Below are 25,830 nucleotides of genomic sequence, written 5' to 3' on the forward strand. Positions count from 1 at the left end.
CTTTTTATGAGGTGAAAACATGAACAAAACAGAATTAGTTAAAAACGTGGCACAATCCGCTGATATTTCTCAAAAGGAAGCTTCTGCAGCGGTACAATCCGTATTTGACACAATTGCTACTGCATTACAATCTGGCGATAAAGTTCAATTAATCGGCTTTGGAACTTTTGAAGTGCGCGAAAGATCTGCTCGTACAGGACGTAACCCGCAAACTGGCGAAGAAATTCAAATCGCTGCTGGTAAAGTTCCAGCATTTAAAGCAGGTAAAGAGTTAAAAGAAGCTGTTAAATAAACAAGAAACCAGCCATTTTATAGGCTGGTTTCTTGTTTTATTTAAGTAATTCCTTTATATTCTCAGCATGATATACTTCACAAATATAAAATATACATTTGCAGTTACTTACAATTTGATATTTCCTAGTTGGATACACATTCGCCGTAACAGAGCATCCATCAAATAATTCAATAATATTCCCAGATGGCTGATATCCTTCGTATAATACGTTTCTTCTTACTTCCATCTTTTCTATAAGTTTTTCAACTGGAATATTTCCACTCTCTAATTCACTCTTAATTGTATTTGGTAAAAACGAAGTGTCCGCAAAAATTAGATTCTCAGATAACACTTTTCCTTTATAACTAACATTGGATACACGGTAAAGAAATGTTCCGTTTTTATCAAAGAAATTCTTTGCTTCTTTCGGGATGTACTGTCTATCAAGTACCTCTTGTTCGAGAACTTCAAACTGAACTGTATCATTCAAAAGCTTTTCTAAAGCATGGATAGATGATGTATCTCCAGAAAATAACATATTTTTAATTGCTTGTACATTATAAGTGAATTCATTTGTTCTATTTTCCGCTACTAACATGAGGAACACCTCTTCTATAAGATTTTTTATTTAACTTATTTATAATTTAAAAGCGCTACTGCGTCTAACTGTGTAATTTCAGTTACTTCTTTACTAAATATTGCAATTGAAGCCATATAATCTACACTCGGCCTTATATCTGCCATCATTGTATTTTCTACTAATTCTTGCCTATCCTTAAAAACTAACAAATTTGGAGGATCATTTGGAGCCGATACAGTAATATGTACTGGCGGAATCATTAGTCCTTCACCTGTCGCTTTGAGTACTGCTTCTTTTCGAGTCCAATATGTTAAAAAACCTTCTATTTTCTGTTCATTAGGTAATTTCATAACTTGTGCTATTTCAATGTCTGTTAATACGCCCTCTGCCATTTTCATAACATCTACATTTGGATTCATTTGTTCAACATCAACGCCAACAAGTGCAGACTTTGTAAATGTAACAACAACCCACTCACCCGAATGTGAAACAGATATTTGTGGCATTCCTTTTGGTAATTGCGGTCTGCCATGTTGTAACTTACATACAGGGCACATTCGATCGATTGGTACTTGAACTGGTGACATAGAAAGGATCTTTCCAAGAACTAATCTACTAATTACACAACCTATTATAAATCGTGCACGATCTGCCGATTGATGATATGAATTTGCTTTCTCTCGTTCAACATCGTTTAGTAAATTGTAATGCCATGATTGTAAATCTGAAATTCTTGCCCACCATATTTGACAATCATTCTCAGTCAAAGTTGGAATAGAATCTACAACTTTACTTTCTATCATGTAAACTCTCCTTTATACAATGAATATAAATTTTCATTAAAAAAGCTTACGTAAATTGTTATTCATTGACAAGTACTTTCTCTTTTTTTGATACAGATAACATTTTTTCTTTCTTCTTTGACATTACTTCTTTATCAGAAATACGTAAAGAAAATAGTAATGCTATAAGTAAAAATATTGCAGATCCAATTAATGCAGCTTGATATGGTAAGAAATCTGACTGTGCATTATTCTGTATTTCATTACTTCCAAATCCAGATAATATGCTAGCTAAAACAGCAACCCCTATCGCTGAACCTATACGGTTTTGCACATTGAATATAGTAGTCGCTCTCCCCATAGAAGGTGGCGTGATATTATTAAATGCCGAAAATTGAACTGCTCCAACAGACTGACCTAAGAAAATACCGATACCAAACAATAATGCCCGAATTTGCCATGGGTTCGTATCGTGATTTACAAAACTTAATAAAACAAAGATAATCGCTGTACAAATTAATCCAATAGAAATTACCTTTCGAGCTCCTAATTTCTTATATGACCATGGCACAATCTGTGACGATATCATTAACCCAATTGCCTCTGGGAACGTCGTAAGGCCTGATTCCAATGCGGAAACTCCTATTACATTTTGATACATAAGTGGAAAAACAAATAACATTCCTAGTAAACCAGCGGATGAAAACAATGAAATAAGACTCATTTTTCTAAAGACTGGTTCTTTTAATAAGCGTAAATCTAACATCGGTTGCTTTACTCTAAGTTCTACAATAATGAACAATATAATGAATACAATCCCAGCTATTCCAGTACTTATAATCTCTGAAGAACCCCAGCCTTTTGACGGCCCTTGACTAAGTGCATAGATAAGCATCGCGAATCCTGGTGCTGAAAGAACAAAACCGAGAGAATCAAAGCGACCAGCTGATTTTTCAATATGCTCTTTTAAAAATAGTAGACCGAATAGTAACGCTACGATTCCAAACGGTAAATTAATATAAAATGCCCAGCGCCAAGACATTTGATCTACAAAGAAACCGCCAATAATCGGTCCGATAGCTGGTGCCACAGCAATTGGTAACACAATAAACCGTGAAATTTTCGGCCTTTCCTCTGGTGAAAATGTTCGGAATAACATCGCCATCCCAACTGGTGTTAAAAGCCCCCCACCAGCCCCTTGCATGATACGAAAAATATTCAATGAAGTAATATCGTTTGCTATTCCACATAATACAGACGCAGCTGTAAATACGAAAAGAGCGGTTAGAAATACCCTTTTCGTACCGAAGCGATCTCCTAACCAACCAGAAATCGGCAGGAAAACAGCTAAGCTAACTAAATACCCAACATTAACCGTCCCCATTGCAGATGGAGGCACTTGTAGTTCTTTACTTATCGTTTGGAGTGCTACATTCACAATCGTTGCATCCATCGCAGCCATAAACATCGCTGTTATATATACGATACTTACAACTACTTTTGGATTTATTTTTGCCTTCATTATCGTTTTCCTACTAATATTTTTTCGCCAACTTGATTACTTTTTGGATTCAAATCTTTCCAGTTATTTTCAACATATTGTAAACAATCATTCCTACTAGCCTCTTCATGTACGACATTCCAACCAATAGGTGCATCAAGAAAGACAGGCCAGAGAGAATACTGGCCCTCCTCATTTTTTAATACTTTGTATGTGTAATTATCATTTTCAAACGGATTCGTCATACTGTACTTACCCCTTTCTTATTCTGCAAATATTTCGCTAATACTTGTCCAATTTCTGTAAGTGGTCCTGGTTGACATAAATCTTTATGTCGACAATCAATATCGTGTTGCACAATTTGCCCATCTAAATAATTTAGCCACGTATTTGGAGAAATAGGATCAAACCAGTCTGGTATAACAGTAGATCTAAAGAATAAAATATCTCCGTTATAAACTTTCGGTACATATTTCCCTAACAATCCTACCGAATTTACATATGTTTCTTTCAAGTTCAAAATCGTCTCTTCTTCAAGACTTGCTAATGCACTCCCATCTTTACGAAGTATTTCTACTGCACTTTCCATCGTAAGTGGTTTACCATCCATGTTATCTGGATCGTATCCGCCTAAAGCAAGTAATGCGATTAACGCTTCTTCTTCAGTAGGTGCTTCCGTATTCGGTAAGAAGTGACCAGGGTAAGAATCTAGCATAACGAGTAATTCTACCTCTTCCCCTTCACTTTGTAGTTGCGCCGCCATTGCATGAACAACATTTCCTCCGAGCGACCAACCGAGTAACCGATATGGTCCGTGAGGCTGTACTTCACGAACGTGTTTTAAATAATCCGCCGCCATCTCCTCTAAACTTTTTGGAAGTTCTTCATTTTTAGCGATACCACGTGCTTGGACACCGTAGATTGGATAATTTGTTCCTAAAGATTTCATAAGTCCTGCATAACACCAACTTAATCCACCTGCTGGGTGTACACAAAATAGTGGTAATTGGTCTCCGCTTGCTCGTAATGGAAGCAACACATCAAGTGCACTTTGTCCATTTCCCACCTCAAGTCTTTCAGCAAGACCCGCAACAGTAGGTGCTGCAAATAAAGTTCCGATATTTAGTTCAACCCCAAGTGCTTCTTTAATACGACTCATAAGCTGCACTGCAAGAAGTGAATGGCCACCTAGATCAAAGAATCCGTCATCAATTCCAACTTGCGGCACACTTAAAACTTCTGTAAACAAGTCACATAACATTTCTTCTTGCGGTGTTCTTGGTCCACGACTAGAAGATGATGCGATAAATTCTGGAGCCGGCAATGCCTTTCTATCTAATTTACCATTTGGAGTTAAAGGCAACTCATTTACTACTACAAAAGCGTATGGAACCATGTGATCTGGTAAACTACCTCCAGCATACTTACGCATTTCATTCGTATCAATCATTTCATTATTCGATGCGACGATATAAGAAACTAACCGTTTATCCCCTGGTTGATCTTCCCGTACAATAACGGCTACTTGCTCAACTTTAGGGTGTTTCATTATTACCGCTTCTATTTCCCCTAATTCAATTCGGAATCCTCGAATTTTTATTTGGTGATCTGCACGCCCTATATAATCTAGCGTCCCATCTTTACGCCAACGAGCTAAGTCTCCTGTACGATACATTCTTGTACCTGGCTTACCAAATGGATCCGCGATAAAGCGTTCTGCAGTTAAGCCCGCTCTTCCTAAATAACCACGAGCAAGCCCTGCACCTGCAACATACATTTCTCCAACTACTCCAGGTGGCACTGGTTGTAAATAGTTGTCTAATACGTATACTTTAAGGTCAGGTATACTGCACCCAATTAAACTATTCGCTCGTAACGAAACGATATTCTCATCTAACTCAATATAACTAACATGTACTGTCGTCTCCGTTATACCGTACATATTAATAAGCTTTGGTGCGTTATGAAGATGTCGACTATACCAATCTTCTAATCGACTTAGCTCAAGTGCTTCTCCTCCAAAAACGACATATCGTAATGATAACTTTTGACCAATCTCTTCATTTTCACGATCTATTTGTATCAATTGATAGAACGCTGATGGAGTTTGGTTTAAAACAGTAACCTTTTCTTTAACAAGAAGTTGTAAAAATTCTTTCGGCGAGCGACTTACAGTATGTGGTACTACGACTAGACGCCCTCCATATAATAAAGGTCCCCAAATTTCCCAAACCGAGAAATCAAAAGCGTATGAATGGAACATCGTCCACACATCGTCTGCATCAAATTGGAACCAATGATCAGTTGCTCCTAAAAGTCTTACTACGTTTTGATGAGGTATCATAACGCCTTTCGGTCTACCTGTTGAGCCTGACGTATAAATAACGTAAGCAATATGTGAAGGAGATAATGGCTTCATGCGCTCCATTTCATCAATATTATCTTCACTATACTTCTCAATTTCTTCTATTACCTGCACATCATCAACTAAAATTTTCAGTTCCTCATCACATTCAATTTCCACATCTGAATTTGTTAACACACATGATGGTTTCGCATCGTGGAGCATAAATGAAATACGATCTGACGGATAATCCGGATCTAATGGAAGATAACCTGCTCCCGCTTTCAGAACAGCTAGTAAGCTTACAACCATATTTAAAGATCTCGGCATCGCTAAAGCAACGAGTTGATCAGGACCAACTCCTTTTGCTACTAGCAATCGAGCTATTTTATTCGCTTTTTTATTCAACTCTTCATAAGTTAACTTTTCATCTTCAAAGACGACAGCAATAGAATTCGGATTTATATAAACCTGCTTTTCAAATAATTGTGATATTGTCATTTCTGGTACAATTTGGAAACCACCATTCCACTTTTCTAACACTGTATTTCTCTCTGCTAATGTTAAAATTTCTAATGTGCCAATTGATTGATCCGGATGTTTCGCTGCATCATCCAATAACAGAATGAATCGTTCTACTAATTGTTGAACCGTTTCACGTTTATACAAATCGGTACTAAACTCTAGTAACCCCTGTAAGCCGTCTGGCGTACCATCAACTCCGTTACTCTCGCTAATTTCAAATGTTAGATCAAATTTCGCAGAGCCAACACTTTGGATTTCAAGATCTGCTTTAATATCTGGAGCATCAAAGTTTGCTTCTGGCGTATTTTGGAAAGCTAACATAACTTGAAACAGCGGATGACTATTTCGAGTACGTACTGGGTTTAACACTTCAACGAGTCGTTCAAATGGAACATCTTGATTTTCATAAGCTGCAAGATTTGACTGCTTCACTCTATTCAATAATTCTTTAAAACTTGGATCTCCTGATGTATTTGTGCGTAACACTAATGTATTTACAAATAAACCAACTATGTCAGAGAGTACATCATCGTTTCTTCCAGCAATCGGACTACCGATTGGTATATCAGTACCTGCACCTAATCTTGTAAATAGCGCACTAAGTCCTGCTTGCAACACCATAAACAAACTAACTCCGTTTTTCCGTGCAAGCTCTACTAACCTACTATGCATACCCGCATCTATTTGAAAATGAATTGTTTCTCCGCGATAACTCGTTTCAATTGGACGCTGGTAATCTGTAGGTAACTCCAGCTGATCTGGTAAACCTTCTAGCTCTTTCTTCCAAAACTCTAATTGTGTTGAAATAAGACTCTCTTCTGTAGTTTCATCACCAAGCAACTGTTGTTGCCAAAGTGCATAATCTGCGTATTGAACTGGAAGTGTCTCTAGCTGAACTCTGTTACCTTGACATCGTGCTTTATATGCCGCTGTAAAATCTCTCGTTAACGGTTGTAATGACCAGCCATCCCCTACAATATGGTGCAATAGAATTAGTAATACATGTTCGTTTTCATTCACTGTAAATAGTTGCAGACGAACTGCTGGTTCAACATCAAGGTTAAAACTATATCTTACTGCCTCTACAAGCACACTTTCTAATTCATCTTTACATGTTTTTGTTATTATCATTTCTAGATTTAAATTTTCCATATCTAAAATTTTCTGATAGGAACTACCTAATACGTTAGGGAAAATCGTTCTAAGCGTTTCATGTTTCTCAACTACATCATAAAAGGCACCTTGCAATGCTTCCTCGTTCAACTTTCCAGAAATACGAACGACTAATGGAATATTATAAGTAGGACTTGGACCTTCTAAACAATTTAAGAACCATAACCTGCGCTGTGCAAATGAAAGTGGAACTTTATTTGGTCTACTTACTTTCTTAATAGCTGGTCTTGCAGTTTTTGCTTGATCCAATTGCTTCACAAGTTCAGCAACAGTTGGCGATTCAAATAGTTTTCCTATTCCTAATTCAACACTTAACGTTTCACGAATTCTTGCCATTAGACGAGATGCAAGAAGCGAATGGCCACCCATTTCAAAGAAATTATCATCAATGCTAATGCGAGAAACACCAAGTACTTCTGCAAATAAATCACATAATATTTCTTCTTTCGGATTTCTAGCAACTCTCTCCTTGTTCATTTCATTAAAATCAGGAGCAGGTAATTTCTTTCTATCAACCTTACCATTTGGCGTTAATGGTAATTCTTCTAGCACAACAAATGCCGATGGCACCATATAATTCGCTAAACTTTCTGAAACATAAGAACGAATTTCTGAAAGGTTAATCCCTTCACTCCCTTCGGCAACGATATACGCAATGATTCGTTTATCATTTGGGCGATCTTCTCGTACCATTACTACCGCTTGTTGAATATATTCATGTCGTTGTAATACCGTTTCAATTTCAGCTAATTCAATTCGGAAACCACGAATTTTAATTTGATGATCTGCGCGGCTCATGTACTCTAACACACCATCGTTACGCCATTTCACAAGATCACCTGTGCGGTACATGCGCTTCCCTGGTTTTCCATAAGGATCTGCAACAAACCGTTCAGCCGTTAACTCTGGTTTTCCTAAATATCCGTTCGCAAGCCCTTCCCCTGCAATATATAATTCACCAATTACTCCAGGTGGTACTGGTTGTAAACCTGCATCTAATACATACACGTCTGTACTCCAAATTGGCTTTCCAATAGGAGGTATACCACTTTCCCTTTCATCGATGTTCATGAAAGTAGACCAAATAGTCGTTTCAGTAGGTCCATATAAGTTTGTAATAGAGCAACCTAATTCTTTTAATGTATTTGCTAAATGGGCCGGAAGCGCTTCACCACCAACGAGCACATTTAGCCCTTGTAGCCTTTCTGGATATTCAGTTACTAACGCCTGCCATAACGTCGGTGTAGCTTGCATAATTGTTACTCTTTCTTCTTGTAACAATGCCGTTAACGCAGAAGGTTCTTGGATTACCTCTTTTTGTGCGATTGTTATACTTGCACCACTAATAAGAGGTAAATAAATTTCTAGTGCAGAAATATCAAACGCAAATGTTGTAACTGCTAATAAATGATCGTTTTCATGTAACGAAAACATATCATCCATGGCCAATAAAAAGTTACTTAAAGCTTTCATAGGAACAATTACACCTTTTGGATTTCCGGTTGAGCCTGAAGTATAAATTGTATACGCAGGCTTTAAAAGTGATTCTTCATTTCTAAATGGTAGATTCCTATGAGAATATGCTTTTAATGCTAGTTCTGTTTCTTCTCGATCTAATTCGATTTTTTTTATATCATTTTCTATAACTAAAGTAGATGAAACAGATGAATGTGTGATGATATAAATTGGTTTTGCATCATTTACTATATAATTTATCCGCTCAGCTGGATATTCTGGATCTATCGGTAAATACGCTGCACCAGCCTTTAAAACTGCTAGCATACTAACTACCATCTCTATTGACCTTGGAAATACTAAAGCTACAAAATGATTTGGCCCTATTCCTTCTTCTACTAAATAGTGCGCTAGTTCATTCGCCCGTTCATTTAGCTCTTTATACGTAAGGTATACTCCGTTACACGTAACCGCTATTTTATTTGGATTTTTTTGTACTTGTTTTTCAAATAATAAAGGTAGAGTGATTAAATCCTTAGCTTCCTTAGTTTCATTCCATTCGAATAAAACTTTATGATTTTCTTCTGGAAGAGTAATGTTTATATTTCCAATCGACATGTCTTTTTCATAATCATTTATCACTAATTCTAATACATTCATAAATCTCTCTTTATGCAATGCTAGTTCCGAGTCACTATATACCTCCGGGTTCGCATCAAAATGAATCATTAACTCATTTTCATCGAAACGTTTATAAACATTTATCGATAAATCATCGACAGGTCCTGCTGATAAATTATGTGTAATACCACGATTCCCAGCAAAATTAAGCCCATAATCAAAAGGCATCACATTCACTAACGGCCCGAATAACCTTTGATTTTCACCTAGTAACTTTAAGTCTCTTCTTAATTCCTCATGACGGTATTTATGATGACGACGTACTTCTCGAATCTCTTTAGAAACTTGCTGTAATAGTTCCACAAGAGTTATATTTGGAGTTACTGTAATACGAAGTGGTACTAAATTCATTACCATGCTCGGTGTATAAATAGATGCAGAACCTAGTCGCCCCATCATCGGTAAACCTAAAACAATATCATTTGCACCTGTTAATTTATGCATATAAATACTTGTTACAGCGACAATAAATTCCGGCCAATTTGTTAACGAAACATTGATATCTTCTAGTAAAGTTTTCGTGCTAGAACTGGATAAATAAGCTGTTTCTCGTAAAAATCCATTTGATGTTCTCGGCGCTCGTTCTGCTAAACTTATGACATCCGGTTCATCTGTAAACTTTTCTAACCAAAAGATACGATCTTCCTGAAATTGTTTAGACTCACGATACTCCATATCTTCTTGTACAATTTTTGCAAGAGAACCAAATGGCTTTTCATTCTTTCTTGTTTCTTCTATAAGTGATGTATACTCTTTCGCTACCTTTTGGCTAAGAAGTGAAAATCCATAGCCATCCATCACAATGTGATGGATGCGCTGATACCAAAAGAAACGATTATTTTCAACTTGAATAAGTGCTTCAGTAAATAATTTATCTGTTTTCAAATCGACTGGCATAGATAAATCATTTTTCATCCATATTTTAGCAGCCTCTTCAGAATCTTCTTCTTTACGAACGTCAATAAAATGTATATGAAAATTTGACGATTTCTCAATAACTTGCCACGGGCCAATTTCATCCTCTTCGAAACGAACATGTAGTGCTTCTGCTTCTGTTACAACTTTACGTACTGCTAATTCGAAAATTTCTTGATTAATATTTCCGTTTATTTCAACATATTCCCCAGTATTATAAATTGGATTAAGCGGATCTAATTGCTGTGCAAACCACATACCAGTCTGCGCAGATGATAACGAATGGCGAACCTTTTGACTATTAGGCATTCTTTACTACCCCTTTATTATGTAGTCTATTTGTTACAGTACCTGTGCTGTCTGTGAAGATAGTAAACTGTACCAATCGGAAACAGTTGGACGTTCTGCTAAATCTGCAAAAGTTATTTCTTTCCCTTCGCGACGCCACTTCTCTACTAAACTCATAATTCTGACCGAATCAAGTCCTCTATTTAGTAAGTCCTCATCAATATCAATACTCTCTACTGGCTCACGAAGTAGTTGTGCAACTAGTTCATGCACTTCCTGTATAGTGATTCCTTCACTCTCATTACTTTTTACACTTTGTAAATCTTTTAACAGTATGTTTGTTGATGTCGTTACTGCACATCTATTAGATGCATACTCCAATGCTTGTTTATGATGCTCTAATGAAAAATCAGCAACTGCATCTGCTACAAAGAACGGCTCTATACCATCCATAAATGCTTCACAAGCTGTTAAAAGGCAGCCAATATGTGCATAAATACCGCAAATAATAAGTTGATCTCTTTCCTGTTCATTTAAAATTTCTAATAGATTTGTCTTTTTAAATGCACTATATCTCCATTTTGTTAAGAATATATCATCCTCATCAGGAGTAAGTTCACCGACAATTTTCTTTTTATCTGGTCCAGCAGGAATACCGTTCCCCCAGAAATCTTGTAATAACCCTCGTTGTTCTAACGTTTGTCCACCTGGTTGTGCTGTATAAACAACTGGTATACCAAGTTCCTTACATTTTTCTCTTATCACCTTAATATTTGAAATAAGTTCTACTTTTGGTGATTCTTTATCGCTATATGCATCAAGAAAATATTCTTGCATGTCATGGATTAGAAGAACCGCACGTTTCGGATCTGGTGTCCAGTTCACTTTATTTTTTGGTAGTTCTGATTCAACTGGCATTTTGTATACTGAAATAGATGGGATAGCCATCTAATCACTTCCTTCCAATTTTTATATTTTTTATTGTTTTACCGTAATAAGTTTTTCAGTAATGACTTTACGTAACTCTTTTTTGCTTACCTTTCCAACACCTGTTTGCGGGAATGATTCAATAAATTCAATTCGATCTGGAATCTTATAAGCTGCTATACCGCGTTCTCTTAAAAACATTTTTAATTCGCTTATTGTTGGAGCTTGTCCTCGAGCTATAACAAAGGCACAAGTACGTTCTCCTAAATAATCATCAGGCATTGATACAATGGCTACATCATGTACTGCATCATGTGCTAATAGATGATTTTCAACTTCTTCCGCAGCAACTTTCTCACCACCACGGTTAATTTGATCTTTATCCCTACCTTCTACAATGATGTAACCTTGTTCATTTACTTTTACAAGATCACCTGTGCGATAAAATCCATCCTTTGTAAATGATCGTGCATTATGCTCTTCTGCTTTATAATAGCCACGAATTGTATAGGGCCCTCTTGTTAATAAACTACCCACTTCACCAGGTTTTACATCGTTATCATTTTCATCAACAACTCGTACTTCATCAAATGTAGACATCGGTCTCCCTTGTGTATGAATAATGATTTCTTCTGGATCATTTAATCTCGTGTAATTTACTAACCCTTCTGCCATACCAAACACTTGCTGTAACGTACATCCAAATGTAGGGCGAATACGCTTCGCAACTTCGGCACTAAATTTCGCACCACCTACTTGAATCACTTGCAAGCTCGATAAATCGTTATTACGGGAAGAGGCAGCATCAAGCCAAATCATTGCTAATGGTGGAACGAGCGCTGTAATCGTTACTTTTTCTTTTTCTATAAGAGCAAATGCCTCATCTGGACTCCCTCCAGTTGCCAACACTACCTTTCCCCCTGCATACAAAGTTCCAAATGTCCCTGGAGAACTCATCGGGTAATTGTGTGCTACTGGAAGAACTGCCATATAGACACTTTCTGCATTTAAATTACAAATTTCAGCGCTAACACGTAAACTATAAATATAGTCATCATGTGTTCTAGGAATTAATTTAGAAAGTCCTGTTGTCCCTCCTGATAATTGGAGAAACGCAACATCACTTGGCTGAACTTCTGGTAATGGAATGGAATCTATATACAGATTACTTATGTTCACAAACTCTTCTTCTTCTCCGACTACAATTACATGTTGTAAAGTTGGTACTTTCTCTTTCACTTCTCTTGCTAGTTTTCGATAATCAAAGCCAAGAGCCTTATCTGAAATAACGTAAGCACTCGCCTCACCAAACTCACAAAAATAACTAATTTCACTGCTTCGATGTGAAGGTAGTGCAAAAACAGGAAGTGCTCCAATTCGAAATAGCGCAAAGCATATTTCGAAAAACTCGATAATGTTAGGTAATTGGATTACAACTCGATCCTCTTGCTTTATTCCTAAATTCAGTAAGCCTGCAGCTAAGCGATCTACTTTTTTATCAAGCTCACTATATGTTATTTGCGTATCACCACTTACAACCGCAATTTCATCTCCATGCTTTTCAGCACGTTCTCTTAACAACGAACCAAAAGTTTCTCCAGGCCAACATCCTACTTCTCGATAACGATTTGCAAATTCTTCTGGCCATTCCGTATAACCTGTTAACATTCTTTCTTCCCCCTATTTTTCATTCAGCGAATTATCTCTTAACCCTAAAGCCTTCAGCATTGTTTGGAACTTAGCTGATGTTTCTGCTAACTCATCTTCTGGTTTTGACTCAGCAACCACTCCTGCTCCTGCAAATAATCGAAGTGTATTCTCTTGCACTTCAGCACAGCGAATTGTAACAATCCATTCACCATCACCATTTAAATCGCTCCATCCTAGCATTCCTGTAAAGAATTCACGGTCAAATGGCTCAATTTTTTGAATCGCCTCTCTCGCTTCTTCCATAGGCGCTCCGCAAACTGCTGGCGTAGGATGAAGACCAATTGCTAATTCCAAAGAAGTAGTATTTGGATCCTTTAGTTCACCTTTCACTTCAGTAGACAAATGCCACATCGCTTCACTATGAATCACGGATGGTTTTTCTGGAACGTGTAATGTATGACAGTATGGACGAAGTGCAGTAGCAACCGCTTCCACTACTACCGCATGTTCATGTAAATCTTTTGGAGAAGAAAGTAATTCCTCTGCTCTTCTTTTATCTTCCACTGGATCATCACTACGTGGTCTTGAACCAGCTAACGGATTAGAAATAACTTGCATACCATTACGTGAAACGAGTAATTCAGGACTTGCTCCAATTAACGTTTTAAAGTCTTCATTTTCATCTTTCGGTAAATTAACAGCAAATGTATAACCGTGCTTATTATGCTCTGCCAATTCGCGAAGTAGTTTTTGTTTATCAATCTTCTCTGAAGATTTAACATCTAACGATCTAGATAGAACGATTTTTTTTAAATCTCCGTCCCGAATTTTTTCAATCCCTTGCTTCACACCATTCATATAAACTTCAGGAGCTGGAACCGGTGTCATTTCGAATGTCAGTTTCTCATTTCGTTTTATCTCATTTGTTGTCTCTAACTGTAAACGCTCAGTAATTCTACTATGTTCTGGTACGATAAGTTGAACTTCTTTTCTACGATCAAAAGGCAAAGCACCAACAACGATAGGATTCGGATTTCCAGCTTGTTTTGCATTACTTAATACCGCTTGTACAAGTTCTGTAAAACTTTCAATTTCATGATGTTTTACTGTAGTAAACTCTCCTTCTGTCAATATCGTTCGAGTTGGTGAAGCAAAAAAGAACGAAGATTCAGTTTTATAATCTTCTAATAATTTTTCTGACAGTTCCTTTACGGCTATAAGTTCATTCATAGTATTAAAACCTCCTGAATTTTTTATTAAACTCCTAATGTAGCTCCGCCATCGACACATAAATTGTGCATTGTAATATGACTCGCTTTATCAGAGGCTAAAAACAATACTGCTTCAGCAATTTCTGAAGGTTGTGCAATTTTTTGTAACGGAATACCGAGTCTATATGTATTTTGAGAACCAGCAATTATATTTTCAGCTCCATTCTCATCAGCCCATAATAATCTTTGCATTTCAGTTTCAGTAGAACCTGGAGAAACTAAGTTACAGCGAATATTGTATGCTGCAAGTTCTAACCCTAAACATTTCATAAACATCGTCGTTGCAGCTTTTGATGCAGCATACGCAGCCATCTCCATTCTCGGCGTATTCGCTGCATTTGAACCAACTGTAACAATTGCCCCTGACTTTCTTTGCATCATATATTTACTTACTGCTCGGCACATATAGAAAACTCCTGTAGAATTTACAGAGAATGTTTTATTCCATTCTTCATCACTTAAAGAGTGAATCGCTCCCATACGTAAAACCCCTGCAACATTTACTAATATATCTATCGGTGCTATATCATTTTCAATCCGTTCTACTACTTCTTCAACAGCGGCACTATCACTCACATCTAAACAAAAGGTTTTCACACGTGTTTCATTTAATTCATTTTGATTTAAGAGTACGTTTAACCCCTCTTCAGTTTGATCAACCGCAATAACTGTAGCTCCTCTTTCTAAAAACATTTTTGCTACAACACTACCTATACCTTGCGCTGCACCTGTTACTAAAACGGTTTTTCCATCAAATTCCCCTAGGCTCATTTCCTCTATCCTTTCATATAAAAATAAATCAAGTTTAACAACATAAATGATAACGATTTTCATTATCACTGATGATGTAAAAAATAATACACTTACTAAACTAATTGGTCAAGTGTACTTTTCATCAAATTAATATTTATTGATAATGTTTTTCATTTAATATTCTTACATCGCAATGATAATGTTTCTCAATAAACTTGTCAACCTATTTTTATTTTTCAGATAAAATATTTTAATACTTCTCAATACAATTACATTTAAAAGCATTAGTACGTACTTACATTAAAAATATAATTCATACTCCTCTTTTTAAAATTGAAGAAGATAAACTGTAGATACCTTCATTTTCAAAGCCTTACAAAAAAATCGATTATATATTTTCTCAACATTTTTCTGAAAATATCGAGAAAGTATATCTTGCAATTATTGATGCATGTCGTGTTTATTATTTAAGATTTAATACGTATTTAGAATATAATGTACCATCTTTCAATATTCCAATATAATCCAAATAGATATTTCACTTACTTTTTTGTCTCAAAAAATTCCAAAGATTATATAACCTCGTTACAATCATTCATAAAAAAAACACCCTATTTAATAGGATGCTTTTTCGTATTTATAGTGTTATAGAAGATTTATATACTTATGCTACGCTGCGATACTCTTCTTCTTGTTCTTTTTTCTGCTTAGGTGCTTGAATTAAAATTGCGATAACAAATGATACGACACATAATACACCGATCACCATGAAGGTTGGTTTAAATCCACCTAGAAGTGCACCGATAAAGGAACCTGCAAGTGCTCCAAATCCAAATCCTTGATACACAATTCCGTAGTTCTTACTATGGTTTTTCATACCGTAGAAATCACCAACGATAGCTGGGAAAATAGTGATATTTCCACCAAAGCAAAACGCTACGCTTGCTACACATACGAAGTAGATACCATAATTTAAATCTACGAAACTTAAAACCAAGACTGAAGCTGCCATAACAACAAATGTACCAGTAACGATTTTTAAACGGCCGATTTTATCTGATAACGGTCCTAAAATAATACGACCTAATGTATTGAAGATTGCAACCATAGCCACCGCATTAGCTGCTGTCGCTGCGCTAAGCCCTACAAGTTGAACACCAATGTCTTTTACCATGCCAATTAAGTACAAGCCACTCATACATGATGTAAATAACATAATAAATAATAAGTATACTTGTTTTGTGCCTAACATTTCTTTCGTTGTATATTCGTGAGTTTTTGTTTCATGAACTGCTCCTTGATCTGCAGCTTGATGGATTAAACAAGCGCCAAGGACAATCATAGCTGTAACAATTAAACCCCAGTATATAAACGCTTGTGATACACCAACTGATTCAATTAACTGTGCGTTAATATATTTAAAGATTAAGCTACCCGAACCATATGCAGAGACAGAAATACCAGCAATTAAACCTTTACGCTTTGGAAACCACTTTATTAAATTGGATAGTGAAGTGATATATGCTGTACCATCTGCATAACCTACAACAACCCCTGCTAGTACATAAAGCAATAGTAATGAGGAAGCTTGTGAACTAAGTATTAATCCTAGTCCTAATGCTAGTCCAGCTATCATAATAAGTTTACGAAGTCCCCATTTTTCTTGCAATTTACTCGCAAATAAAGTTGAAAACGCTAAGGAAAGACTAGTAATTGAGAAAGTTATAGCAACAGCGTTTAAACTCCAACCATATTTACTAACTAAAGGCTGATTGAATAAACTCCATGTATATATCGTCCCAAGTCCCATTTGTACTATGACTGTGCCAAGGACAACAAGCCATGGATTAACATTTGATTTTTTCATATCATTCCGCCTCCTCTTTCTATTTCAATGCTATTCGCTAAATTTTCTTTTTTTATGTTCATATTGGCCACCTCATTTGATTTAACACCTTCATTGTATAAGATGTTCCCGTTTATGTAAGCACTTACAAGATAGAGCGTCAAAAATATGGAATTAGTTACAGAAAACGAAGGTCGAAATACAAAAAACGAATTATTAAATACGTAAGTAGCTATTATAATGTTTTGCATCAATACGACTTACAGCTGTTTTATCATCTCTCTTTATAAAAATTATGTCTCAAGTTATATGATGGCTATATTGCAAAATTTTGATTTTCCTATACAAACAGAAAAAAACTATTTTCACACTACGATGCACTTTATTTTTTATAAAATAAAAAATATTTTATTGATAAATAAAACTAAATATTCACTAATATATCTATACGTGGTTTAATATATATAATAAAAAAATATTTCTGTCTTTAATGAGGAGGTACTATGAAAGCAAACGTAGGGGATACTATACTTTTTCAACGAAATAATTTAAAGATTACAGGATCTGTATTAAAACTTTATACTGAATCGGTCTTAGTTGAAATTACAGATGTAAGCGGTGGTACTTTTGAATTTGATCGAACAATTGTAAATCATAAAAACTATAAAATTTTAAATACGAATACATAAAACAACAAAAAATAGCCCCTGCTCACCAGCAGCGGCTATTTTATATGAAAATACTTCATTAGTTTATATATCCTAAAACACTTACAATCTTACTCGCTTTTAGATTATTAATGTGATAATAAATTTCTAAACCTCTTCTCTCAGCTCGTAACACTTTACCTTTCATTTTTGATAAATGTTGCGAAACAGTCGATTGTGGAATATTTAGTAATTCTGTTAATTGTGTTACGTTACAAGTTTTTCTCGTACTTAATTCATTTACAATTTGTAATCGGATTGGGTGCGCCATAATTTTCAAAATATCTACATCTTCTTCTGAAACTAAACTTTTTCTCATTTCACTCGTATATGTTGTCATAAGACATTCCCCTTTTATATGAATTCCTCTTATTTAGATCTATTTCCAAAATATTTAAAACTCCGATGTGAAACCTTTATATAAAAATAATAGAATTTTAAATTTTTAAAAACAGAACGAAATACAATTCACTTTATTTATTTGGTACATATACATAATACAATGTTAATATGTGCTCTATGTGAAGTTAGCATATATTTATAATGAAGATTTTTCAAACAATTCACATGTAACTATATACTTCCTCATAACACTATCCAGTGATTTTAACATATTTTAGGCGTTTGTATATACTATCTACAAAATAAATGTTGTTTAGGGGGATTTCAAATGCCAACAATGTTACAAGAAGAAGTTGAAGAAGCTCGCGAAACATATGTCAGTCGTATCATATTGGTCAGTGGATCAGCTTTATTTTTAGTAGGTGGTGTTATATCGGCAATTTCAGCTTTTAAAGCTTATAATCGTTTGGAGAATACACCGCCTTCTCCAGATAACTCGTAGGTGCATTGTCTAATTCTGAATAACAAACAAATGCCACCTCTATAAAGAGGCGGCATTTGTTTTATCATAATTTTTATACTAAAAACTCGCAAACAATGCTTTAAGTATGAATTACAATTGAACTTACTTCACCACAAACCTAGTCTGACTACACCCATCCTTCTGCTTCGTTACTTCTAACACAGCCGGCATTGCGTTTTTCAGCTCTTGAACGTGTGAAATAACACCGATAAATCGGCCTGATTTTTGTAAGTCAATTAAGGCGTCAACTGCTTTTGTTAATGACTCCTCATCTAATGAACCGAATCCTTCATCGATAAACATCGTTTCGATGGAAATACCGCCTTCATATGCTTGAATTACGTCTGCCATTCCGAGCGCTAAGCAAAGTGATGCGTTAAATTTCTCACCGCCCGATAATGTTTTCACATCACGTGTTTGACCAGTGTATGCGTCGTAAACATCTAAACCTAATCCACTTTGACGATTTCTCTTTTCAACTCGTTCACTTCGTTTTAAATAAAATTGTCCATTTGATAATTTACGTAATCGTTCGTTTGCAATTTGAACAATTTGCTCTAAATACTCAATTAAGATGTAACGTTCAAATGATATGCGGCTTTCGTTATCACCTTTCATTACTTCATATAAATCAACAAGTTCTTGGAAAGCTTTTTCTTCCTCATGAATTTGTTCATCAATACGTCTAATATTTTCATGCAAATCAGAAATATATGTTACCGCATTTTGCGCACGTTGACGTTTTTCTTTAGTGATATCAAGATTTATTTCTAAATCTTTTATATGTTCACCTAACGCTGTAATATCCATATACTCTTTATCTTTTAATTCAGCATGTAACTCTTCAATTTGTTTTGCAAGCACTTCAAGAGATGAATAATAGCTTTGAATTTCTTTTTGTAACAGCTCCATCTCAATATCACTTAATTTGGCTTCTTTATACGTGATTTGATCTGTAAATCCACTCTGTTCAAGCTCTTTCATAAAGCGCGCGAAAGTCTCTTCTTTCTTCAATTTTGCACTTTCAAATTGATTAGAAGCGCTTTCCTGTTCTGCTTGAATACGTATATTTTCATTTTGCCAATGTTGATACGCTTCCTGCACTTTCTTCCATTCGTCCTCCATTAATCTGAGTTCGTGCATAGCTTGGTCAAACTGGACTTTCCAAGCTTGTATTGTTTGCAAGTTATCTGGAATATTTTTCTTATCATGTTCATATGACGTACGAAGCTGCATACACTCCATTTCTGTACGGTGATGCTCTGTTTCTACCTCACGCTTTTGTTTCTGAAGTACATCTACTTTTTCTTCTACGCTTTTTATATTCACAGCAGTTTGCTTACGCGTTTCTTCGCTTGCTTTTAACGTATTCACTTCTGTTGCTAATTGCTTTCCTTTTTGAACAAGCGCACTATATGTTTCAACTAATTCTTCCGAGCGATAACCTCGCTGCTTAACCTCTTCTATTACCTGTTCATATTGTAGGTGATAGAAATTCCATTTCTCCTCTAATTGAACATGTAATTTTTCAGCAATATTCTTCTTGTCTCTTAAATCATTTAACTCTTTTTCATCGATCGCATCACTTTGTTCTGTAGCTTTTTTCGGATGGTTCGTACTCCCACATACTGGACAAGATTCACCATCATGTAAATGAAGAGCTAATATACCAGCTTGTTCACTTAACCAGCGGCGTTCCATATTTTCATATGCATTAACTGCCAATTGCATCTTATTATGTGCCGCTTCTTTTTCTTGCTCGAATTTTTGTTTTTCTTGCCAAACATCATATGCTTGTTTTAAAACTTTTGCATCTTCTCGCATATTCGTTAGTTCTTCTACTTTAGCTACATATTGCTCAAGTGCTCGTTCTAATCGCTGTAATTCATCAGCCATTAACTGTTTTTGATTTGTATGCACCTCTAATTGTTGATCTAAGTTTTGCATACTTTCTTTTAATTTCCCTACTTGAACTTCTGCATTTTGTAAATTCAACTGTTTCTCAGCTAATGATGCAATAACCGGTTGTAACTCTTCTAATCTTTGAACAAGTTTTTTTGCATCTTCTCTCTCAGGTTCTTTATTCTTTACTGCTTCATATTTCTCCTGAGCAAGTTCAAAGCTTTTCGTTACATTTTCTTTTTTAGCGATTATTTGTTTTAATAAACTTTCAGTCTTATGTTCATTTTGCATTGCTTCTTCGTACCATTTTTCAAATGGTAATAAGTGCTTCGCTTGTTCCGCACGTTTAAAAGATTTTTCTTTCATTTCAATAACTGTACGGTTTTCTTCTAAAGTGTTATATTTCTCATTCTTTTGTTGTAAATCTATAAATTTCTCATTTACAGATTTCGCTGCGTGAAAACGTGTTTCAGCATTCTTTAATTGCTTCGTTTGAACATCTTGTTCTACTTGTAGTTGCTCAACCTCTGCCTTATAGGCAGCTGTTTCTTGTTCTAACGCTTCTACTACTTGATGCGTATTTACATGTTCTTGTTCTACTAATGTCTCTAATAATGCTCCATCGCGGATTGGTAATTTAAAAACATTACGGAAGTATAACTCTCGCTCTTTCTGCTTTTCTTGTAAAACGTCTTTCCATTGTTTTCGTTTTTGATCAAGTAACTCACGCATTAACTTATAACGATCCGTTTTAAAAATACGACGTAAAATTTCTTCTTTGTTTTCTGTCTCAGATGTTAATAGTTTTCGGAATTCCCCTTGTGGTAACATAACAATTTGGCTAAATTGATGTTTACTTAAACCGATTAAATCTTCCACTTTTTTATTTACATCCGTTACATGGAAACGATCAACAGCTGGAACATTCTCTTCATCAATCACTTCATATAGTTCTACTGCATGTCCAGTAATTGTCTTGTTCCCTTGTTTTTTATGTCCAAGTTGTCGTTTTATTTCATAACGTTTCCCTTTTAACTGAAAGGTTAGTTCTACACTTGTATACATATTATCATCAGCAAATTGACTGCGAAGCATGCTGGTATCACTACGTTCTTCTCCGCTTGCCTCACCATATAACACATAACAAATCGCATCAAAAATCGTTGTCTTTCCAGCTCCTGTATTCCCAGAAATGGCGAAAATACGATGATCTCCAAGATCGTTAAAATCGATTACTTCTTTCTGTTTATATGGCCCAAATGCTGTCATAATTAGCTGAATTGGTCTCATCCTCGTTCACCTTCCCGTTCTTGCACTGTTTGCAAAACATCTAAAAATAGACGTTCTTTCTCTTCTGATAAATCTAGCCCTTTCATTTCTTTATAAAATGCTTTTAAAAGAGATAAATCATCCGTTTTATGTCTTGAAACAGTTACTTCATTTTCATCTGTGAACTCTCGTCTTTGCATAGATCTTTCAACATGCATTGCATTTGGATATACAGAGCGTATTTTTTCCATTGGCTGCAAGACAGGATTTTCGTCTAATAATTTTACAAACACGTAATCTTCACTTACTGGATGTTGTAATAATTCATCTATTTTCGCTTCTACTGTACGCATTTTACGACGTGGTGTAAGTAAACGTTTTTCAATTGTTGTTTCACCTTTTTCATCCAGTTCCACAATATAATATCCTTTTTTATGCTTTTCTTCAGAAATAGAATATGTAAGTGGTGAACCTGAATATCGAATTGTCTCATTACGTACGAAATGCGCTTGATGTAAATGTCCAAGCGCTGTGTAATGAAACTTATCAAAATAATGACTATTTACGTATTCAGCACCACCAATTGAAAGTGGTCGTTCTGCATCACTTGTATTCTCTTCCGCTTCTCCCGCAGAAGTTACAAATGCATGACCAACAAATACATGTCTTGCTTCTTTATCCATCGTTTCTGAAAGCTCATTCATAAAAATACGCATCGCATCATCATGAGAACGTACATCTTCGTTTTTCAAAACATGTCTAACTATGCTTGGATCCGCATATGGAACGAGATGGAAGTGAACCTCGCCATATTCATCATTTAATATAATTGGCTCATATGGAAATTGAAATTGCCCCACAATAAATAATCCTTGTTTCTTCATTAAACTACTTCCAAAGTGAATACGATCTGGACTATCATGGTTTCCTGCAACCGCCATAACTGGTGTTTGTAAATCAATCACTATTTTTTGTAAAACATCATTTAATAAGTCTACTGCTTCCGTAGGTGGAATTGCTCGGTCATATAAATCCCCTGCAATAATTACGGCATCTGGTTTTTCTTCTTCAACAGCTTGTACAAACTGATCTAATACAATCTTTTGATCTTCAGTCATATACACGCCATGAACGAGCTTTCCTAAATGCCAATCCGCTGTATGAAATAACTTCATAGTTTCCTGCTCCTTTTAATTTACTGATTTTAGTGATACGAGTTGATAGTTTATTGTAGTTTTTCCGTTTTCCCACTCTAACTTTTGTATCATTGCACTACCAATTCTTTCTTCATTTGATTTATATAAAGGCAATATTTCTTGAACTGTAAATAAGTGATAACCATCCAATTTTAATTGAAATATGTTTTCTTCTATATGTAATCTTACTTCTTTTTCATTTGAAATAATTTTTGTGTGCATCTCAAATTTCATGACAGATACAACCCCTTTTTCTAATCTCTACACTATTAATAGTATATTGGCTATGCAAGATTGACAAGTAAATACACGGCAAAACACACACTTTTCTACTGTTATATGTTTTTTATTTTTACATATAATACGGTATGTGAAATTTTATTTATTGTAAAAATAAAAATGTCTAATGTGACATCTTTATTTTTGTATAAAGTCTTTCATTACATAATATAAAACTGTAATGAAAACGATCGCTACAAAAAATGAAAATACTGCGATAATGTACCCATCCTTATTTAATAAAATGCAAAAAGAAATAGATATGATAAAAATCGGAAATACAAGTCGTACTTTATCCTTCACTTCCTCTGTCGTATCTGTATGATGAAAATACTGCGTTATCCCTATCATTAAAGAAGACAAAATAATCACCGACAATAGTAAAGGTCCTGGCATTCCGATTTCTCCTTTCTCTATTTCTAATGAAAAGCAATTTTTCTTTCATCATAATCACTTCAAATACTCTTTTTGAAGTGATTATGCATAATTTACACATATATAATAGCGTGTTTATCATGATAATTTCAAATAATTACAATTACAGTAATGTTGTAATATTCATTTTCAACCTCAGAAATCCTGCAAATATATCTCGTCAAAATATGCGGTATACAAATTAACACGTACCGTCAACTTTAGACAAAATTTATAAAGGACATTTCAATACGTATCAAGAATTAAGAATAAGAAGATATGTAAGGGAGGATGAATTATGACTGAACACGTTTTATTTTCTGTTAGTGAAAACGGCGTTGCATCAATTACTTTAAACCGCCCAAAAGCGCTTAATTCTTTATCTTATGACATGTTACAACCAATTGGGCAAAAACTGAAAGAGTGGGAAAATGATGAGCGAATTGCGCTTATCGTATTAAAAGGAGCTGGCACTAAAGGTTTTTGTGCAGGCGGCGACATTAAAACTCTTTATGAAGCGCGTTCAAATGAAACTGCATTGCAGCATGCGGAACGTTTCTTTGAAGAAGAGTATGAAATTGATACATATATTTATCAATATAAAAAACCGATTATCGCTTGTTTAGATGGAATTGTAATGGGCGGTGGTGTCGGTCTTACAAATGGTGCGAAATATCGAATTGTAACTGAGCGTACGAAATGGGCAATGCCAGAGATGAATATCGGCTTCTTCCCAGACGTCGGTGCTGCTTATTTCTTAAATAAAGCTCCAGGATTTGCTGGCCGATATGTTGCTTTAACAGCATCTGTTTTAAAAGCTTCTGACGTATTATTTATAAACGCTGCTGATTACTTTATAACATCTGATTCATTACCAAATTTCCTTACTGAACTTGAAAGTGTAAATTGGCATAAAGAAGATGATGTACATACTAATTTAAAAGAAGTCATTCGTACATTTGCAACTGCTCCAAGCTTAGAAAGCGAAATTGCTCCTTCATTAGAAGAAATAAATTCACATTTTGCATTCGATACAATTGAAGAGATCATCCATTCATTGGAGAAAGATCAAAGTTCCTTTGCTTTAAAAACGAAAGAAACGCTATTATCAAAATCTCCTATTTCGTTAAAAGTAACATTAAAACAGTTTATTGATGGACAAGATAAGTCCGTTGAAGAATGTTTTGCTACCGACCTTGTACTTGCTAAAAATTTCATGAGACATGCGGATTTCTTCGAAGGAGTACGTTCTATTGTCGTTGATAAGGATCAAAATCCGAATTATAAATATAAGCAGTTAAGTGATGTTTCAGAAGAAGATGTAAATCGATTCTTTAACTTACTTAATGCATAATAAGGTGAAACATTAATAAGAGGGGGTTCATTCCCCGCTTATTATTAGCCCTCACCGATCGTCCGGTCATACGGGATAAAATTGAGGCTATATAGTAGTGGAATTCCACTACTATATAGCCTCTTTCTCATTTAATATTTTTTAATAAAATTTAATATTATTAAATCAAAATGTGTGCTACACTATTTTTAATCAAATATTCTAAAAATAAAAAAGGAGGCGCAACTATGATTGAAAATTATTTTCTTTTCATCATTATGTCTATTTGTCTTATTATTTTACCCGGCCCTGATACTGCAATGGCGACGAAAAATACATTGGTTGCTGGTAAGGTCGGTGGGGTGAAAACAGTGTTCGGTACATGTGTTGCACTTTTAATTCATACTTTAGCAGCAGTAATCGGACTTTCCGCAATTATTGTAAAGTCAGCGCTTTTATTTTCTATTTTCAAGTACGTTGGAGCTCTATATTTAATTTATATTGGCATTAAAGCCCTTTTAGCGGTAAGAAACAAAGAAGGCTTTGATACGAACGATATATCTTTAAATAATGAAGATGAACACACTTCTTGCTTTCGCCAAGGGTTTCTTACGAATTTATTAAACCCTAAAGTTGCAGTCTTCTTTTTAACCTTTTTACCGCAATTTTTAAATCCAAATCATAATACGTTTATCCAACTTCTTGTAATGGGTCTTACTTACCTCGTTTTAACAGTTATTTGGTTCGCTTTTTATATATTTTTAATTGATAAAATTAGTGCTTTTATGAAAAGACCGAGGACGCAACGTTATATTCAAGGCTTAACAGGAATCGTCTTAATTGGTTTTGGTATTAAACTAGCTTTTGAAAAAAATAATTAACAAGACGAAAACCACCACT

General features: G+C 35.2%; 20 protein-coding genes. 5 read left to right on the forward strand and 15 right to left on the reverse strand.

Annotated elements, in window-relative coordinates:
• The first annotated feature begins 19 nt into the window (after positions 1 to 19).
• Positions 20 to 292 (forward strand): HU family DNA-binding protein, encoded by a 273-nt coding sequence (locus MKO96_RS03190; protein ID WP_001043960.1) that lies wholly within the window; start codon positions 20 to 22, stop codon positions 290 to 292.
• 37 nt (positions 293 to 329) lie between these two features.
• Here MKO96_RS03190 and MKO96_RS03195 read toward each other — a convergent pair whose 3' ends face one another.
• The 10 genes from MKO96_RS03195 to MKO96_RS03240 form a co-directional block, all read right to left on the reverse strand.
• Positions 330 to 872 (reverse strand): cold-shock protein, encoded by a 543-nt coding sequence (locus MKO96_RS03195; RefSeq protein ID WP_240586646.1) that lies wholly within the window; start codon positions 870 to 872, stop codon positions 330 to 332.
• A gap of 35 nt (positions 873 to 907) precedes the next feature.
• On the reverse strand, positions 908 to 1,657 hold the full coding sequence (gene sfp, locus MKO96_RS03200) for a 4'-phosphopantetheinyl transferase Sfp (RefSeq protein WP_240586647.1): 750 nt from the start codon (positions 1,655 to 1,657) through the stop codon (positions 908 to 910).
• Between the two features lie 58 nt (positions 1,658 to 1,715).
• The gene (locus MKO96_RS03205; RefSeq protein WP_240586648.1) at positions 1,716 to 3,158 is read right to left on the reverse strand and encodes an MDR family MFS transporter; all 1,443 of its coding nucleotides are present in this window, start codon (positions 3,156 to 3,158) and stop codon (positions 1,716 to 1,718) included.
• Entirely contained in the window at positions 3,158 to 3,382 is a 225-nt protein-coding gene (locus MKO96_RS03210; RefSeq protein ID WP_240586649.1) for an MbtH family protein, read from the reverse strand. Before MKO96_RS03210 ends, MKO96_RS03205 begins: the two co-directional genes overlap by 1 nt.
• Entirely contained in the window at positions 3,379 to 10,539 is a 7,161-nt protein-coding gene (locus MKO96_RS03215) for an amino acid adenylation domain-containing protein (protein ID WP_240586650.1), read from the reverse strand. Before MKO96_RS03215 ends, MKO96_RS03210 begins: the two co-directional genes overlap by 4 nt.
• A gap of 33 nt (positions 10,540 to 10,572) precedes the next feature.
• Positions 10,573 to 11,466, reverse strand: coding sequence for an isochorismatase family protein (locus MKO96_RS03220; protein WP_240586651.1), 894 nt, complete (start codon positions 11,464 to 11,466; stop codon positions 10,573 to 10,575).
• 30 nt (positions 11,467 to 11,496) lie between these two features.
• A complete protein-coding gene (locus tag MKO96_RS03225) occupies positions 11,497 to 13,113 on the reverse strand; it encodes a (2,3-dihydroxybenzoyl)adenylate synthase (protein WP_240586652.1) in 1,617 nt (538 codons plus the stop codon).
• 12 nt (positions 13,114 to 13,125) lie between these two features.
• A complete protein-coding gene (dhbC, locus tag MKO96_RS03230; protein ID WP_240586653.1) occupies positions 13,126 to 14,325 on the reverse strand; it encodes an isochorismate synthase DhbC in 1,200 nt (399 codons plus the stop codon).
• A 26-nt stretch (positions 14,326 to 14,351) separates the two neighbouring features.
• Positions 14,352 to 15,137 (reverse strand): 2,3-dihydro-2,3-dihydroxybenzoate dehydrogenase, encoded by a 786-nt coding sequence (gene dhbA / locus MKO96_RS03235; RefSeq protein ID WP_240586654.1) that lies wholly within the window; start codon positions 15,135 to 15,137, stop codon positions 14,352 to 14,354.
• Between the two features lie 646 nt (positions 15,138 to 15,783).
• Positions 15,784 to 16,986, reverse strand: a complete 1,203-nt coding sequence (locus tag MKO96_RS03240) for an L-lactate MFS transporter (RefSeq protein WP_240586655.1) — start codon at positions 16,984 to 16,986, stop codon at positions 15,784 to 15,786.
• 482 nt (positions 16,987 to 17,468) lie between these two features.
• On the opposite strand from MKO96_RS03240, the gene MKO96_RS03245 reads away from it, so the two are divergent.
• A complete protein-coding gene (locus MKO96_RS03245) occupies positions 17,469 to 17,654 on the forward strand; it encodes a YkvS family protein (protein ID WP_000646788.1) in 186 nt (61 codons plus the stop codon).
• Positions 17,655 to 17,712: 58 nt separating this feature from the next.
• Here the strand turns inward: MKO96_RS03245 and MKO96_RS03250 are convergent, their stop codons facing one another.
• Positions 17,713 to 18,012, reverse strand: a complete 300-nt coding sequence (locus tag MKO96_RS03250; protein ID WP_000214798.1) for an ArsR/SmtB family transcription factor — start codon at positions 18,010 to 18,012, stop codon at positions 17,713 to 17,715.
• A 330-nt stretch (positions 18,013 to 18,342) separates the two neighbouring features.
• On the opposite strand from MKO96_RS03250, the gene MKO96_RS03255 reads away from it, so the two are divergent.
• On the forward strand, positions 18,343 to 18,516 hold the full coding sequence (locus MKO96_RS03255; protein WP_001142749.1) for a hypothetical protein: 174 nt from the start codon (positions 18,343 to 18,345) through the stop codon (positions 18,514 to 18,516).
• Between the two features lie 123 nt (positions 18,517 to 18,639).
• On the opposite strand, the gene MKO96_RS03260 is transcribed toward MKO96_RS03255, so the two are convergent.
• From MKO96_RS03260 to MKO96_RS03275, 4 genes are all read right to left on the reverse strand, one after another.
• Positions 18,640 to 21,729, reverse strand: a complete 3,090-nt coding sequence (locus MKO96_RS03260) for an AAA family ATPase (protein ID WP_240586656.1) — start codon at positions 21,727 to 21,729, stop codon at positions 18,640 to 18,642.
• Positions 21,726 to 22,883, reverse strand: coding sequence for an exonuclease SbcCD subunit D (locus MKO96_RS03265; protein WP_240586657.1), 1,158 nt, complete (start codon positions 22,881 to 22,883; stop codon positions 21,726 to 21,728). The genes MKO96_RS03260 and MKO96_RS03265 overlap by 4 nt, the downstream gene beginning before the upstream one ends.
• 15 nt (positions 22,884 to 22,898) lie before the next feature.
• Positions 22,899 to 23,138, reverse strand: a complete 240-nt coding sequence (locus MKO96_RS03270) for a DUF2584 family protein (protein WP_000667347.1) — start codon at positions 23,136 to 23,138, stop codon at positions 22,899 to 22,901.
• Between the two features lie 183 nt (positions 23,139 to 23,321).
• Entirely contained in the window at positions 23,322 to 23,579 is a 258-nt protein-coding gene (locus MKO96_RS03275; RefSeq protein ID WP_046955733.1) for a hypothetical protein, read from the reverse strand.
• 316 nt (positions 23,580 to 23,895) lie between these two features.
• On the opposite strand from MKO96_RS03275, the gene MKO96_RS03280 reads away from it, so the two are divergent.
• Together MKO96_RS03280 and MKO96_RS03285 are read left to right on the forward strand one after the other, a co-directional pair.
• Entirely contained in the window at positions 23,896 to 24,951 is a 1,056-nt protein-coding gene (locus tag MKO96_RS03280) for an enoyl-CoA hydratase/isomerase family protein (RefSeq protein ID WP_240586658.1), read from the forward strand.
• Positions 24,952 to 25,178: 227 nt separating this feature from the next.
• Complete coding sequence (locus tag MKO96_RS03285; RefSeq protein WP_240586659.1) at positions 25,179 to 25,811, forward strand: LysE family translocator; 633 nt, start codon at positions 25,179 to 25,181, stop codon at positions 25,809 to 25,811.
• Positions 25,812 to 25,830 lie beyond the last annotated feature (19 nt).

The organism is Bacillus sp. ES1-5, assembly GCF_022487605.1.
Taxonomy (GTDB): domain Bacteria; phylum Bacillota; class Bacilli; order Bacillales; family Bacillaceae_G; genus Bacillus_A; species Bacillus_A wiedmannii.